This is a genomic window from Bradyrhizobium sp. Leo78 (assembly GCF_059512425.1).
The window spans coordinates 15732-31020 of record NZ_JCAMOT010000004.1 but is presented as its reverse complement, the minus strand read 5'-3'; the positions used below and the strand labels follow the sequence as shown (position 1 = coordinate 31020).

Annotated in this window: 12 protein-coding genes; 8 read left to right on the top strand and 4 right to left on the bottom strand. The window is 63.9% G+C overall.

Annotation, left to right across the window (positions count from 1 at the left end; all coding sequences use genetic code 11):
* Positions 1–6: 6 nt before the first annotated feature.
* On the bottom strand, positions 7–234 hold the full coding sequence (locus AC5ZG1_RS06700) for a hypothetical protein (protein ID WP_456643658.1): 228 nt from the start codon (positions 232–234) through the stop codon (positions 7–9).
* 155 nt (positions 235–389) lie between these two features.
* On the opposite strand from AC5ZG1_RS06700, the gene AC5ZG1_RS06695 reads away from it, so the two are divergent.
* Entirely contained in the window at positions 390–734 is a 345-nt protein-coding gene (locus AC5ZG1_RS06695) for a cupin domain-containing protein (protein WP_496132350.1), read from the top strand.
* Between the two features lie 37 nt (positions 735–771).
* Here the strand turns inward: AC5ZG1_RS06695 and AC5ZG1_RS06690 are convergent, their stop codons facing one another.
* Together AC5ZG1_RS06690 and AC5ZG1_RS06685 are read right to left on the bottom strand one after the other, a co-directional pair.
* A complete protein-coding gene (locus AC5ZG1_RS06690) occupies positions 772–2250 on the bottom strand; it encodes a GH1 family beta-glucosidase (RefSeq protein WP_496132349.1) in 1479 nt (492 codons plus the stop codon).
* On the bottom strand, positions 2240–3253 hold the full coding sequence (locus tag AC5ZG1_RS06685) for a glycoside hydrolase family 16 protein (RefSeq protein WP_496132348.1): 1014 nt from the start codon (positions 3251–3253) through the stop codon (positions 2240–2242). The genes AC5ZG1_RS06690 and AC5ZG1_RS06685 overlap by 11 nt, the downstream gene beginning before the upstream one ends.
* A gap of 232 nt (positions 3254–3485) precedes the next feature.
* Between AC5ZG1_RS06685 and AC5ZG1_RS06680 the strand changes: the two genes are divergently transcribed.
* The 5 genes from AC5ZG1_RS06680 to AC5ZG1_RS06660 all read left to right on the top strand — a co-directional run bounded on the left by AC5ZG1_RS06680 (position 3486) and on the right by AC5ZG1_RS06660 (position 9209).
* A complete protein-coding gene (locus AC5ZG1_RS06680) occupies positions 3486–5078 on the top strand; it encodes an EAL domain-containing protein (protein WP_496132347.1) in 1593 nt (530 codons plus the stop codon).
* A 96-nt stretch (positions 5079–5174) separates the two neighbouring features.
* Entirely contained in the window at positions 5175–6818 is a 1644-nt protein-coding gene (gene pgm / locus AC5ZG1_RS06675; protein ID WP_496132346.1) for a phosphoglucomutase (alpha-D-glucose-1,6-bisphosphate-dependent), read from the top strand.
* 18 nt (positions 6819–6836) lie between these two features.
* A complete protein-coding gene (locus tag AC5ZG1_RS06670) occupies positions 6837–7793 on the top strand; it encodes an NAD-dependent epimerase/dehydratase family protein (protein WP_496132345.1) in 957 nt (318 codons plus the stop codon).
* Entirely contained in the window at positions 7786–8664 is an 879-nt protein-coding gene (locus tag AC5ZG1_RS06665) for a dihydrodipicolinate synthase family protein (RefSeq protein WP_456643652.1), read from the top strand. Before AC5ZG1_RS06670 ends, AC5ZG1_RS06665 begins: the two co-directional genes overlap by 8 nt.
* Before the next feature lie 287 nt (positions 8665–8951).
* The gene (locus AC5ZG1_RS06660; RefSeq protein ID WP_245287150.1) at positions 8952–9209 is read left to right on the top strand and encodes a hypothetical protein; all 258 of its coding nucleotides are present in this window, start codon (positions 8952–8954) and stop codon (positions 9207–9209) included.
* Between the two features lie 267 nt (positions 9210–9476).
* On the opposite strand, the gene ftsH is transcribed toward AC5ZG1_RS06660, so the two are convergent.
* Complete coding sequence (gene ftsH / locus AC5ZG1_RS06655) at positions 9477–11318, bottom strand: ATP-dependent zinc metalloprotease FtsH (RefSeq protein ID WP_496132344.1); 1842 nt, start codon at positions 11316–11318, stop codon at positions 9477–9479.
* Between the two features lie 268 nt (positions 11319–11586).
* On the opposite strand from ftsH, the gene AC5ZG1_RS06650 reads away from it, so the two are divergent.
* Together AC5ZG1_RS06650 and AC5ZG1_RS06645 are read left to right on the top strand one after the other, a co-directional pair.
* A complete protein-coding gene (locus tag AC5ZG1_RS06650) occupies positions 11587–12675 on the top strand; it encodes a S1C family serine protease (protein ID WP_130223061.1) in 1089 nt (362 codons plus the stop codon).
* A 146-nt stretch (positions 12676–12821) separates the two neighbouring features.
* Positions 12822–15146 carry a xanthine dehydrogenase family protein molybdopterin-binding subunit gene (locus tag AC5ZG1_RS06645; RefSeq protein WP_496132343.1) on the top strand — a complete coding sequence of 775 codons (2325 nt, stop codon included), beginning with the start codon at positions 12822–12824 and terminating at the stop codon, positions 15144–15146.
* Positions 15147–15289 lie beyond the last annotated feature (143 nt).

Here is a 15289-nt window from a genome sequence, read left to right as displayed (position 1 = left end):
GAAACATCACTCGGTCGGGCGGCGTCCGGTGCGCGGGTTGAGCGGGGCGGTCGCCGGTCGCCGCAGCGCCTCGGGAAGAAACGGTTCGTCCGGCGCGGGTAAGGGATCGGCCCGGACGTCGGCCGCAGTTTGCGCCCGTTCGTGGGGGCTTTGATTGTCCCTGAACTTCCGCTTCACGTCGACGCCGCTGACGGGATCGTTGACGCCATGCTGGATGTCCCTGGTGTCCGTCATGATGTGTCTCCTGGAAGATCGGCGCCTCGAGTTGAGAGCGCCCGCGCTGGCCCGCTGTTCCCCTGGTTTCCGAGTCGGGAACACGCAGCGTCGCAGGAACCTCTCGCCGGGCGCTTGCTTGATATCGAACGATCGACGACTCTGGAGCTGCAACTATGCACGACAGCACCGTCAAGAAAGTATCGGAAAAGACCTCGCCAAAGGGTGCGATGGGACAGACCTATCTGGTCTCGGGCAAGCGCGTTGCCATGCGGATGTGGAACAATGAGCGGCCGCAAACCGACCTGCCGCATCGACGCGATTACGAGACGGTTGGCTATGTGATCTCCGGCCACGCCGAACTGCTGTTGGAGGGGCAGACGATCAAGCTCGGCCCTGGCGATTCCTGGCTGGTGCCGGCCGACGCCGAGCACTGCTATCACATCATCGAGCCCTTCACTGCGATCGAGGCGACCTCGCCGCCGGCGCACGTACATGGCCGCGATGAGATGATGCGATAGGCCGCAAGGCGGCGACGCGATCGGGGTCTCTGCACCTCTAGACCCCGATCGCGTTTTTTGCCACCACGTCACGATAGAAGTCCGCGCTCAGTTTCGGCACCCGCGCTTGCGTCTCGAAGTCCACCCGGTAGAGACCGAAGCGCTTCTCGTAGCCGAAGATCCACTCGAAATTGTCCATCAGGCTCCAAAGGAAATAGCCGCGCACCGGGACGCCCTCCGATGTCGCGCGCTGGAGCTGGGTCAGATAGTTGCGCAGATACATGATGCGGTCGAGATCGTAGACTTTGCCCTCGGCCGTAAGCTTGTCCTCGGATGAGGTGCCGTTCTCGCTGATATAGATGTTCTCGATGTTCCAGATCTTCGCCGCGAGCCTCGGCGCCCAATAGATCGTCTCGGGGCCGACCCGCAGCCATTCCGAATTCATGTGCGGGAACGAGGCCGGGAACGGCAGCACGTTGAAATGCGGCTTGCGGTCCGAGGCCGTGATGTAGAACTGCGGTGCGTAGATATTGAGCCCGACGAAATCGGTCGGCGAAGCGATGATCTTCAATTCCTCGGGCGTGAATTTGGGCGCATCGGCGCCGGCATATTCGAGGAAGCCCTCGGTATATTTGCCCTCCAGGATGACGCTGAGGAAGCCCGCGTTCAATTCGCGCGTGGCAATCTCGGCGGCGCGGATGTTCTCCGGTGTCGCGATCGCGGGTACGCAGGCGGCTATATTCTCGGCGACGCCGACCCTGGTGCCAGCGCGTCCCTTGGCGCGGATCGCCTGCACCGCAAGCCCATGGCCGAGCGCGACGTGATGGCGAACCTGGTTCAATTGCGCCGTCGGCAGTTTGAGCCCGGGCGCGTCGATGCCCCAGCCATAGCCGAAGTTGACGAAGCGGCCGGCCTCGTTGACGGTGAAGATGTTCTTCACCCGGTCGGTGATGCGCTCGGCTACATAAGCGGCGTAGCCGCCGAACGCCTTTGACGTCTCGCTCGATTGCCAGCCACCGACGCGGTCCTCCAGCGCTTGCGGCAGGTCCCAATGGTAGAGCGTGGCATAGGGCTCGATGCCGTTCGCGAGCAATTCGTCGATCAGGCGGTTGTAGAAGTCGAGCCCTTTCGGGTTCGGCGCACCTGCACCTTCCGGAAACACCCGCGGCCAGGCGATCGAGAAGCGATAGGCCTTGACGCCGAGATTCCTGATCAGGGCTACGTCCTCTTTGTAGCGGTGATAGTGCTCGTTGGCGCGGTCGCCGTTGCTGTTGTCCTCGATCTTGCCGGGCGTGTGGCTGAATGTGTCCCAGATCGAGCGGCCGCGGCCGTCCTCGTTGACCGCGCCCTCGATCTGGTAGGACGAGGTCGCGGTGCCCCAGACAAAGCCGGCGGGAAACGGGCCGGGCGCGTGCGGGTTGGCGGCAGCGGCCCGAGTCACGTTGCTCTCTGCGGCAGCGGCCGGCGCCGACGCGACGCCGAGCGCGGACATGCCCGCAAGCTTGGCGAAATGCCGGCGCGAAAATCTACCGAACATCGGTCACTCCGGTGGGGTTGGCGTCGATCTGATAGACCGAGATCCGGTCGATCTCGAATGCGATGCTCTTGGGCGAACTGGCATCGACGAAGCCGACGCCGAGAAAGAATTTCGATCCCATCGCAAGATTGACGATCATGTACATGGGATCGTCGTATCCGATGGGGACCCTGATGTCGGACACCGGCTTGCGGTCGATGAAGTAGATCAGCCGATCTTCTTCCCACAGCACACCGTAATTGTGGAAGTCGGAGTCCGCGCCGGGCACGGTGAAATCAAACCCGCAGGACTGGATGCGCTGGGTCGAAGGAAGCCGCCAATGCGTCGTCATCACGATGTCGCCGGGCCGCTCGCCTCGTCCTTCCACGACGTCGATTTCCGGAGGCCAGCCGCCGTCGTCGGCGAGCATCCAGAACGCCGGCCACACGCCGCGGCCCAATGGAATCTTCGCGCGAATTTCGAAATAGCCATATTTCTGCGAGAACTTGCCCTGCGTTGTCAGGATGCCCGAGATGTATTCATTGTCGAATAGCGCCGGCTTCAGATCGGGCGGCGTGCGGCTGGCGACGATCGACAGCACGCCATTGTGAACCCTGAACGGGTCAAGTCCCAGCGGGGTGTTCATTCGGCCGCCATAGCGGGGATCGACATAGATCTGCTGCTCGCCATTGGCGCTGGTCTTGCGTTTGAAATCGGAGCCGTCGCCGCCCCAATAGCGGGCCTCCGGCCACGCCGCCCCGCCGGCATAATGCGGCACCCATCTTCCGCCTTCCAGCGGATGTTCGTTGAAATCGTCGCTGAAGGTCCGATGCAGCGGCCGGAAGGTCAGCGAGGTCGGCGGCTGATCCTCAACGCGGCGGCACTCGGTGGTCGTTGGATCGGTGGTCACCTGCAAGGTGAGTGCTGCCGGTGCCGATTGGAGATCATTCTGGGCGAGCGCGGGCACCGTCATGGCGACATAACCGATCGCGAGCAGAACTCTCGGGGTCAATTCGCCGATCATTTCCGGCCTGCAATGGGTAGGTTAATCCAGGTTAACCTTTCGCGCCGCCGCCGGGCAAGTCGCGTGTGAGCGCACGCGCGCGGGATCGTCCCGGAATGTAACGCAGCGGTGATCGCGGCCGCGGTTCCCGTTAACCGGATGTCAACGATCGAAGCAGCTGTCGCTTCAACCGAATCTTAGCGGTTTCTACTCGTATAGTGTGTCGATCGTCCCGGGGTGTGTGCGTGCGTTCATGATGCGGCGATGGCCCTATCTGGCCAGGAGTGCGCTGGTCGCGGCCAGCGTGGCTGCCTTTGCGGTGGGCGGACATTTTGTCGCGACCACTGCGATCGACACGCAGCAAGCCAAGCAGCTTGAGGAATTGGCCAATATCGCGCTGCGACGCTCCGAAGTCGCGGTGGATTTCAGCGTTGCCACGCTCAATGACGTCATGCAGCGCGGTCCGATGACCTGCGATGCCGCTTCCCTCCAGGCCGTCCGCCTCAAGGTCTATCAGCGTTCCCAGGTCAAGGACATCCGCCTCGTCAACCGGGAAGGATCGGTGATCTGCTCCGCTTATTCGGAGACGCTCGAGTTCGACAATGAATGGGTTACGCGGCCGCGCATGCTGCAGACCGCCGATCACAGCCTCCTGCTGTTTCGGGTCGACCAGATCAATGGCGTCGCGCTCGGCGTGCTGAAGGACATCGACGCGCAGACGTCGCTGGTCGCCATTCTCGGTGTCAGCGCTATCCTGTTCGACATTCTGCCCACGGAATTGCGCGACCACGGCGAGGTGATGGCCCAGCTCGACAACGGCGCCGATATCGGGCGATTTGCCGCCTCGCAGGTGTTTGACGCGACCGACGCCGTGACCTTCAGCAGCGCATCGCACCGCTATCCTTTGCGCGCACTGGTCCGGGTCGCGCCCGACGCCCTGCGACGCTGGAACAGGGACGGCTATTGGCCGTCGATGCTGCTCGCCGCCGTGCTCGGCCTCGCTTTCGGCCTGTTGCTGACGCGGGCGGTGGCGCGCCTGGAAGGGCCGATTGCCGATATCGACCGCGCCCTGGCGCGGCACGAATTCAAGCCGTACTTCCAGCCGACCTTCGATCTGCGCACCGGCGCGATCGGGGGGTGCGAGGTGCTGGCGCGCTGGGTGCACCGGGACGGCAGCGTCACGCCGCCGATGAATTTCATTCCGCTTGCCGAATCCAGTGGCCGCATTGAGGCGATCACCTGGCAGATCCTCGCACTGGCCTTGAAGGAGATGCGCCCGCGGCTCGCGGCGGACAAATATTTCAAGATGTCGGTCAACATCACCCCGCGCCATTTGCTCAGCGATGCCTTTGTCAACCGGCTGCGCCGCGAGGTCAGGGAAAGCGGCGTCTCGGCGCGCCAGATCGTGATCGAGGTGACCGAGCGCGAAGCATTTCCGGACCTCGAGAAGGCCGCCGCCGTCATCGAAGCGTTGCGTGAGCATGGTTTCAAGGTCGCGCTGGACGATGTCGGAGTCGGCCACAGCGGCCTGTCCCAGATCAAGCGGCTCGGGGTCAACACCATGAAGATCGACAAGTTCTTCGTCGATACCATCGTGCAGGATGGCTCGGCCGCGACCATCGTCGAGATGCTGGTACGGCTCGCGTCGAAGCTCAGGTTGAACGTGATCGCCGAGGGCATCGAGACGGCCGAACAGCGCCAGGCGCTGCTCCGTTGCGGCGTCGAGTGCGGCCAGGGCTACCTGGTGTCGCCGCCATTGCCCTATGCAAAGTTCGACGAATTCCTCGTCGCATATGAGGCCCGGATAGAGGCCGAGGCGGTCGTTCGGCAAGCCTCCGTCGCTTAGCGCCCGCCGCGCGTCGCATAACGCTTTGCCTGCAACCGGCTCGCGCCTATAGTGATGTCTCGAAGACAGCATTGGTCCTGAGTCCTGAGAGGTCACGTGACTGCACCAAATCCTGCAGCAGGCAAGCCGGTCGATCCCGCTTCGCTTGCAAACCTCCCGCGGCTCGTCACGGCGTATTTCGCATCGAAGCCCGATCCGGCTGACGCCGCGCAACGCGTTTCGTTCGGAACCTCGGGACATCGCGGTTCCTCGCTGCGGAATTCCTTCAACGAGGATCATATCCTCGCGACCACGCAGGCAATCTGCGACTATCGCCGCGAGGCCGGGCTGACCGGGCCGCTGTTCATCGGCATCGACACCCACGCCCTGGCGGAACCGGCGCTGGCGAGCGCGGTCGAGGTGTTCGCCGCCAACGGCGTCGAGATCATGATCGACGAGCACGGCGGATATACGCCGACGCCGGTCATCTCGCACGCGATCCTCACTTACAACAAGGGCAAGAGCTCCGGCTTAGCCGATGGCGTTGTCATCACGCCGTCACACAATCCGCCGGAAGACGGCGGCTACAAATACAACCCGCCGCATGGCGGGCCCGCCGATACCGACGTCACCGGCATCGTCGAGAAGAACGCCAACCGCTATCTGGAGGCCGGGCTGAAAGGCGTCGCGCGGATGACTTACGACCGCGCACGAAAGGCGCCATCGACGCATCTTTACGATTACATCACGCCCTATGTCGCCGATCTCGGCAACACGGTCGACCTCGCCCTGGTCAAATCCGCCGGCGTCAGGATCGGCATCGATCCGCTCGGCGGCGCGGCGGTGCATTTTTGGCAACCCATCATCGAGCGTTATGGAATCGACGCGAGCGTGGTGAACGACGCGGTCGATCCGACCTTCCGCTTCATGACCGCGGACTGGGACGGCAAGATCCGCATGGATTGCTCTTCGCCTTACGCGATGGCGAGCCTGATCCAGATGCGCGAGAAGTTCGATGTCGCGTTCGCCAACGACACCGATGCTGATAGACATGGCATCGTGACGCGCTCGAACGGCTTGATGAACCCCAACCACTTCCTTGCGGTGTCGATCGCCTATCTGTTCGGTCACCGCCCTCAATGGAACGCGAACGCCGCGATCGGCAAGACCATCGTCTCCTCCTCGATCATCGATCGTGTGGCGAAGAAATTGAACCGCAAGCTGGTGGAGACGCCGGTCGGCTTCAAATGGTTCGTCGAGGGGCTTGGCACCGGCGCGTTCGGCTTCGCGGGCGAGGAGAGCGCCGGCGCCTCGTTCCTGAAGCGCGACGGCTCGGTTTGGACCACTGACAAGGACGGCATCATCTTAGGTTTGCTTGCGGCGGAAATGATCGCCAAAACCGGTCGCGACCCGAGCCAGCTCTTCGCCGATCTCACCGCCGAGCTCGGCGTGCCCTTCTATGAGCGCATCGACGTTGCGGCGACGCCGAAGCAGAAAAGCGCGCTCAAGGCCGTGGGTCCCGAGCAGCTCAACATGAAGGAGCTTGCGGGCGAGCCGGTGCGCGCGGTCAGGACCAAAGCGCCGGGCAACGATCAGTCGTTCGGCGGCATCAAGGTCGAGACCGAGTCCGGGTGGTTCGCGGCGCGGCCCTCGGGTACCGAGGACGTCTACAAGATCTACGCCGAGAGCTTCCGCGGGGAGGATCACCTGAAGCGGATCCAGGGCGACGCGCAGGCGGCAATCGCGAAAGTTTTCGGATAGGGGCCTGCCGTCATCGCCATGCGTATTCTGCTCACCGGTTCCTCCGGCTGGCTGGGGCGCTTCCTTGCGCCGAGACTGCGGCAAGCCGGCCATCACGTCATCGGCCTCGATATCGTCGCGGGCGAAGCGACCGATGTGATCGGCTCGGTTGCCGACCGCGCGGTCGTCGAGCGGGTGTTCGCCGATCACGGCATCGGGGCCGTGATCCATGCGGGCGCGCTGCACAAGCCCGATATCGCCCGCTTTTCTCCGCGAGCCTTTGTTGACGTCAACGTGTCGGGCACGCTGAATTTGCTGCAAGCGGCGGTCGCCGCGCGTCATGACCGCTTCATCTTCACCTCGACGACATCGTTGATGATCTCGCAGGCGATCAGGGAAGGCGAGGGGCATGCCGCGGTCTGGCTCGACGAGACTGCGGGCCCGCTCGAGCCGCGCAACATCTACGGCGTGACCAAGCTCGCCGCCGAGGGGCTATGCCGCATCTATAGCCGCGAGCACGGGCTGAACTGCGCCGTGCTGCGCACCAGCCGCTTCTTTCCGGAGGAAGACGACACCGAGCGCGGATTTTCCGGCGAGAATCTCAAGGCGAACGAATTCTTGCACCGCCGCCTCACCGTCGAGGACGCTGCGGACGCGCATCTGGCAGCGCTCGATAGGGCCAAGGGCTTCGAGATCTTCATCGTTAGTGCGCCGCCGCCTTTTGCGCCTACCGAGGTCGAAGCGCTGAAATCGGATGCAGCAAGCGTGATCGCGCGCCATTTCCCTGATGCGGCCGCGCTCTACGCCAAGCGGAATTGGCGCTTGCCGCGCAGCATCGGCCGCATTTACGATCCCGCCAAGGCGGAGCGTCTGCTCGGCTTCCGAGTTCGAACCGGTTTCGCCGAGGTCCTCGACGCGCTGCGCCGCGGCGCGCCGCTTCCCTTCGCGCACGATCCCGACTATGTCTCGCCGTCCACGAGGTTGCAGCATGGCTGATTTCCACGGCGTCTTTCCCTATCTGGTCTCGCCGCTCGATCCCGCCGGCCATATCCGCAGCGAGGTGCTGGGCCGGCTGTGCGATGATCTGATCAAAGCGGGCGTGCATGGACTGACGCCGCTCGGCTCGACCGGCGAATTCGCCTATCTCAACAATGCGCAACGCGCGCAGGTGGTACAGACGACGATCGAGGCCGCTGACGGACGCGTGCCGGTCGTGGCCGGCGTGGCCTCGACCTCGACGGCGGATGCAGTGGCGCAGGCCAAGTCCTACCAGAAGCGCGGCGCCAGCGGCATTCTCGCGATTCTCGAAGCCTATTTTCCGCTGCCGGACGCGCAGGTCGAGTCGTACTTCCGCGCCCTTGCCGACGCGGTCGACATTCCCGTCGTGATCTACACCAATCCGCAATTCCAGCGCTCGGACCTCACGCTCGACGTCATCGAGCGCCTCGCCGCCCATCCGCGCATCGGCTACATAAAGGACGCCTCGACCAACACCGGCCGGCTGTTGTCGATCATGAACCGCTGCGGCGACAACATCAAAGTGTTCTCGGCCTCCGCCCATATTCCCGCGGCCGTGATGCTGATTGGTGGCCTCGGCTGGATGGCGGGCCCCGCCTGCATCATCCCGCGGCAGAGCGTCGAGCTCTACAATCTCTGCCGCCGCGGCCGCTGGGACGAAGCGATGGCGCTGCAACGAAAGCTCTGGCGCATCAACGAGGCCTTTGCCCGTTTCAACCTCGCCGCCTGCATCAAGGCCGGCCTCTCGATCCAGGGCTACGATATCGGCGATCCCATCCCGCCCCAAGCACCGCTGACGGATCAGCAGCGCAAAGTGGTGGAAGCTGCGCTGCAGGAGCTGGACTCGTAGTCCTGTAGGGTGGGCAAAGCGCAGCGTGCCCACCATTTACACTCCGCCCGTGATGGTGGGCACGCTGCGCTTTGCCCACCCTTCAGCTTCTCCCGTCTTTGCGAGGCAATCCACGTCTCCGCGGGCGGTGAGACGGATTGCTTCGCTGCGCTCACAATGACGAGTGGAGATGCCGTGAGGGCACTCTGGATCGCGCTGGATTGAAAGAGCGTGACGCAAACGTTCGCTTTAAGCGATCAATTAGCTCCCCATATTAGGTGTGAGACACAACTGGAAAGGAACCAGTCATGAAACTCGCAGCAATCATGCTCGCAACTGCACTGGCTCTCTCGAGCACGGCGGCGCTGGCGCAGACGGCAGCGCCGACGGCCGGAACTGCTGGCTACGGATCGGTCGTCGGGCCATCAGTGGGATCATACAATTGGCCGTCGGTAGGCTCGACAACCGCAGTTCCCACCTGGAGCAACACGACGAACGCCGCGCCTCTGCCCGGTCGGCTGCAGTCGGGTAACGTGCCCTTCGGTACCTCGACGGTTCGCAGGTAGGCACCGTAGGGTAGGAAAAGCGAAGCGTGCCCACCATTCTTGCTCGGCTCGTGATGGTGGGCGCGCTCGGCTTTGCCCACCTACAAATCCTACGTCATCGCGATGCCATTTACCGCGCCCTCTCCCCTTGTGGGAGAGGGCTGCTCGGCGCCGGCCGCGGACTCGTTCGGGTGAGGGGTTCTCTCCGCGGAGATAATCCCTCATCCGTCGCGCATTGCATGCGCGCCACCTTCTCCCACAAGGGCAGAAGGGAAGGGGATCCGCGGCTCACACCGCGCGAAGTCCCTCAGGTGCCTCCCGGATCAACGCTTCCAAATCGCGCTGCTCCAGCGTCTCCTTTTCCAAAAGCTTCTTCGCTGCCCGATCGAGGATAGCGCGCCTTGCGCTCAAGATGCCCTGGGTGCGCTGGAACACGCGCTCGACGATGTCCCGCACCTCGTGGTCGACCACGGCCGCGGTCTCTTCCGCATAGTCGCGTTCCGGCATGGGGTAGGGCCGGTCGGCGCCGGCCAGGAAATTGCCGGGCTCGCGGTCATAGGCGATGCTGCCGAGCTTTTCCGACATGCCGTAGCGGGTCACCATGCTGCGGGCGATATCGGTCACCCGGCGCAAATCGTCGGCCGCGCCGGTGGAAAGATGGTCGAACACGATCAACTCGGCGACGCGGCCGCCGAGCAGCACCGCCATCTTGTTCTCCAGTTCCTCCTTCGTCATCAGGAAACGATCCTCGATCGGACGTTGAATGGTATAGCCGAGTGCACCGACGCCGCGCGGAATGATCGAGACCTTGTGCACGGGATCGACACCCGGCAGCGACAGCGCCACCAGCGCATGGCCCATCTCGTGATAGGCGACGATCTCGCGCTCCTTCGGATTGAGCAGCCGGTTGCGCTTTTCGAGCCCGGCCACCATGCGCTCGATCGCATTGGTGAAGTCGCTCATGGTGACAGCGTCGCCGCCGCGGCGCGTCGCCAGCAGCGCGGCCTCGTTGACGAGGTTCGCGAGATCGGCGCCGGTGAATCCCGGCGTCAGCGCTGCGACCGCCTCGGGATCGACGCCGGGCGCAAGCTTCACCTTCTTGATGTGAACCTTGAGGATGTCGATGCGTCCCTTCTTGTCGGGGCGGTCGACCAGCACCTGGCGGTCGAAGCGGCCGGCGCGGAGCAGCGCCGGGTCGAGGATTTCCGGCCGGTTGGTGGCGGCGAGGATCACGAGGCCGGAGCGCGAGTCAAAACCGTCGAGCTCGACCAGGAGCTGGTTCAGCGTCTGCTCCTTTTCGTCATGGCCGCCGGCGAACGGGCCGATGCCGCGGGCGCGGCCGAGCGCATCGAGCTCGTCGATGAAGATGATCGCGGGCGCCTTCTGGTGCGCCTGCTGGAACAGGTCGCGCACGCGCGCCGCACCGACGCCGACGAACATCTCAACGAATTCGGAGCCCGAGATCGAGAAGAACGGGACCTTGGCCTCGCCGGCGACCGCCTTGGCGAGCAGCGTCTTGCCGGTGCCGGGCGGGCCGACCAGCAGCACGCCCTTGGGCATGCGCCCGCCGAGCCGGCCGTACTCGGTCGGATTCTTCAGGAAATCGACCACCTCGCGCAGTTCGTCCTTGGCTTCGTCGACGCCGGCGACATCGCTGAAATTCACGCCGGTATCGGCTTCGACATAGATCTTGGCCTTGCTCTTTCCGATCGACATCAGCCCGCCGCCGAGGCCTCCGCCTTGCGCGGCGCGCCTGGCGATGAACCACCACAGGCCGAAGAACAACAGCACCGGCATGATCCACGAGAGCAGATCGCGCAGGAAGGTGCTCTCGATCTGCCCGGTGAAGCGGACGTTATATTTCTCGAGTTGTTGCGCGACCTCCGGATCGACGCGCGTGGTGATGAACTGCTTCTGTCCGCCGGGCAGCGGCTCCTTCAAGGTGCCCTGAAGTGTGCGGTCGGAGATGCCGACGCTCTCGATTTTTCCCTCGCGCAGCAATTGCTGATATTCGCTGTAGGGGATGGCAGCGATCTTGCTGGCGCTGATATAGACGTACTGAACAAGCAGGATACCGAATATCGCTGCAATCGCGTATCCGATATTGAAACGCATCTTGTTGTTGTTCATGACCGCCCTCCGATCAACACCGATATGGGCCGCTCCAAGCGTCGGTCCCGATAGCCTTGGATGTGGGCCCTGGACGTGCCCGAGCGGGCGGCCGACACTCTAATATAATGGAACAACTAGCGCTTGGCGGCCGGGTTTCAACCCTCAGCGCGACAAATGGCGCTAGGTCGGGAAGGGTGAAGACGCGCTAATGCGACGTTGTGGTAACTTCAAGCACTAGAAACCTCCGGACAATTATCGCGTTTGTTGCCGGGGAGATCAGATGCCGATGAATCGTCGCTATGTTGTTGTTCTCGCTGTGGTCGCGGCCATCCTGGCGGCTTTGACCCTCAGCAATATTCGCAATGCGCCGTGGACGAGTTCGGCCGCCCGCTCGGTCGAGCAGCGTGGCCCGCTCTCCGATGCCGAGCGCGCCAATATCGAGATCTTCGAGCGGGTCTCGCCTTCGGTCGTGCAGGTGGCGGCGCAGTCCGCCGCCAATCCGCTCAGTGAGGAGGCTGAAGGCGGCGGATCATCCGGAACCGGATTTGTCTGGGACAATGACGGTCATGTCGTCACCAATAACCACGTCGTGCAGGAGGCGAGCGCGCTCGCGATCCGCTTTGCCTCGGGCGAGGTGGCGCGCGCCGAGCTTGTCGGCACCGCGCCGAATTATGATCTGGCGGTGCTGCGGATCAGGGGCGCGCGCACGCTGCCGCCGCCGGTTGCGCTCGGCAGTTCGGCCGAGCTTAAGGTCGGGCAATTTGCGTTTGCGATCGGCAATCCGTTCGGCCTCGATCAATCCCTGACCAGCGGCATCATCAGCGCGCTCAAGCGCCGCCTGCCAACCTCCACCGGGCGCGAGATCGCCAACGTGATCCAGACCGATACCGCGATCAATCCTGGCAATTCGGGCGGGCCGCTGCTGGATTCTGCCGGAAGGCTGATCGGCGTGACGACGGCGATCCTCTCGCCGTCGGGATCGAACGCCGGCATCGGCTTTGCCGTTCCGGTCGATATCGTCAACCGCGTGGTCCCCGAACTGATCCGCAATGGCCGTGTGCCCACGCCGGGCATAGGCATTGTCGCCGCAAGCGAGGCCGTTGCCACTCGGCTGGGCACCGAAGGCGTGATCGTTGTGCGCACCGCGCCCGGTTCTCCGGCAGAGCGTGCCGGAATTCGCGGCGTCGATCTTTCTTCCGGCAATTTGGGCGACGTCATCACGGCGGCCGACGGCAAGCCGGTCCACCGCCTCTCCGACCTGACCGATCAACTCGAGCAGATCGGTGCCGGGAAGCCGGTGCGGCTCAGCCTGAAGCGCGGCTCGGAGACGCGCGATATCAATGTCGACATCGTCGACATCGGCCGCACGCAATAAAATTCCTGTCATTGGTCTGCGAGGGGTCATCCATGCTTCTCATGCGCCGGCGGGATGGCGCGTCTGCTCTCGTCCGCCGTCGGTTGTGTCGCGGCAAAAATCCGGTAAAACGCCCACCATCTTAAGAAGACTTGAAGGACGAACTGATGAACATTCTTCCCGGTAATTTGCGTTTCGGTGCGGGCCAGCCGGTCAAGCGTTTGGAGGACCAACGGTTGCTCACCGGGAAGGGACAGTTCATCGACGACAGGCCGGAAGACGGCGCGTTGTGGCTGCATGTGCTGCGCTCGCCGCATGCCCACGCCAAGGTTGTTTCGATCGATGTCAGCGCGGCGAAGGAAATGCCTGGCGTCGAGGCGGTTTATACCGGCGCCGATCTCGTGGCCGATGACATCGGCACCATTCCGACGCTTGCGATCTTCAAGCGGCCGGACGGCTCGCCGATGACGGTGCCGCCGCGTCGCCTGCTCGCGCATGAAGTGGTGCGCTTTGCCGGTGAGCCGGTAGCGGTCGTGGTCGCAACCTCGCGCGTGCTGGCGCAGACCGCGTCCGAAGCGATCGTGGTCGATTACGACGTGCTGCCCTCGGTGGTCGATCCGGTCGAGGCGATCAAGCCTGGTGCGCCTCTGGTGTGGCCGGATGCGCCCGACAATATCGTCGCCGCCATGAGCTATGGCGATGCCGCCAAGGTCGAGGAAGCCTTCGCGAAGGCAGACCATGTCGTCTCGCTCGATCTCGTCAGCCAGCGCCTGGTGCCGTCGGCAATGGAGCCGCGTTCGACCATCGCCGAGATCGAGAAGAAGACCGGCCGCCTGATCCTGCATGTGCAGTCACAGACTCCGGGCTCGACCCGCGACGTGCTGGCGGAAGCGATTCTGAAGCGGCCGAAGGAAAGCGTTCGCGTGCTCGTCGGCGATATCGGCGGCGGCTTTGGGCAGAAGACCAATCTCTATCCGGAAGACGGCATCGTCGCCTATGCCGCCACCAAGCTGAACAAGAAGATCCGCTGGCGCGGCGACCGCACCGACGATTTCGTCGGCGGCACCCATGGCCGCGACCTCACCTCGACCGGCGAGTTCGCGCTCGATGCCAAGGGCCGCGTGCTTGCCTATCGCGTGCGCTCGATCGGCGGCACCGGCGCCTATTCCACCGGCGCGGGCAACATCATTCCGCTGGTGCTCGGGCCGTTCGTGCAGACCGGCGTCTACGATCTGCCGCTGGTGCATTTCGAGGTGAAGTCGGTGATGACCCACACCGCGCCGGTCGGCGCCTATCGCGGCGCGGGCCGGCCGGAAGCGGTGTTCATCGTTGAGCGTCTGTTCGACGCCGCGGCGCGCCAGATCGGCATGGACCCGCGCACCATCCGCAAAGTCAACTACATCAAGCCGGCGCAACTGCCCTACACCAACGCGGTCGGCCAGGTCTATGACTCCGGCGCCTTCGCTCACATGCTGGAGCGCGCCTCCGATCTCGCCGATTGGAACGGCTTTACCGCGCGCAAGAAGGCCGCCAAGAAGAAGGGCCTGCTCTACGGCCGCGGCTTGACCAGCTACATCGAATGGACCGGCGGCCGCGCGCACACCGAAAAGGTCAGCCTGCATGCGACCGCGGAGGGGCGCATCATCCTGCATTCCGGCACCATGGCGATGGGGCAGGGCCTGCAGACCACCTATACCCAGATGATCTCGGATACGCTCGGCATTCCCCTGGACAAGATCGACGTCGTGCAGGGCGACACGGATCTGGCCACCGGTTTCGGCAGCGTCGGCTCGCGCTCGCTGTTCGTCGGCGGCACGGCCGTGGCTGTCTCGACCAACGACATGATCAACAAGGCGCGTGAGAAGGCGTCCAACGCGCTCGAAGCCTCGGTCGAGGATATCGAATACCGCGACGGTTTCCTCACCGTGGTCGGCACCGACAAGCGCGTCAGCCTGTTCGAAATCGCCAAGAAGGAAGACAGCGCGCGGCTCTCGGTCGACAGCCAGGGCGAGGTTGACGGCCCGAGCTGGCCGAACGGCACGCATATCTGTGAGGTCGAGATCGATCCGGAAACCGGCGTCACGCGTGTGGTGCGCTACACCACGGTCGACGACGTCGGCATCGCCGTCAATCCGATGCTGGTCACAGGCCAGATTCATGGCGGCGTCGCGCAAGGCATCGGGCAGGCGCTCTATGAGGGCGTCGCCTATAGCGAGGAAGGCCAGCTCCTGACCGCGACCTATCAGGATTATTGCGTGCCGCGCGCAGCCGATGTGCCGCCGATCGTGGTCACGCTCGATCCGTCCGCGCCGTGCAAGACCAATCCGCTCGGCGCCAAGGGCTGCGGCGAATCCGGCGCGATCGGCGGGCCGCCCTGCATCACCAACGGCGTGATGGACGCGCTGAGCGAGCTTGGCATCACGAAGCTCAACACTCCGCTGACGCCGGCAAAGATCTGGCAAGCGATTCAGGACGCCAAGGCCAAGGCCTAACTCCGTTCTCTCCGCTCGTCATTCCGGGGCGCGCGCAGCGCGAGCCCGGAATCCATTTCACCGCTTGCACATGCGGCCTGATGGATTCCGGGTTCGTGCGGAGTCTGTCATCGGGGCCGCGCTTCGCGCGGACCCGTTGGCAC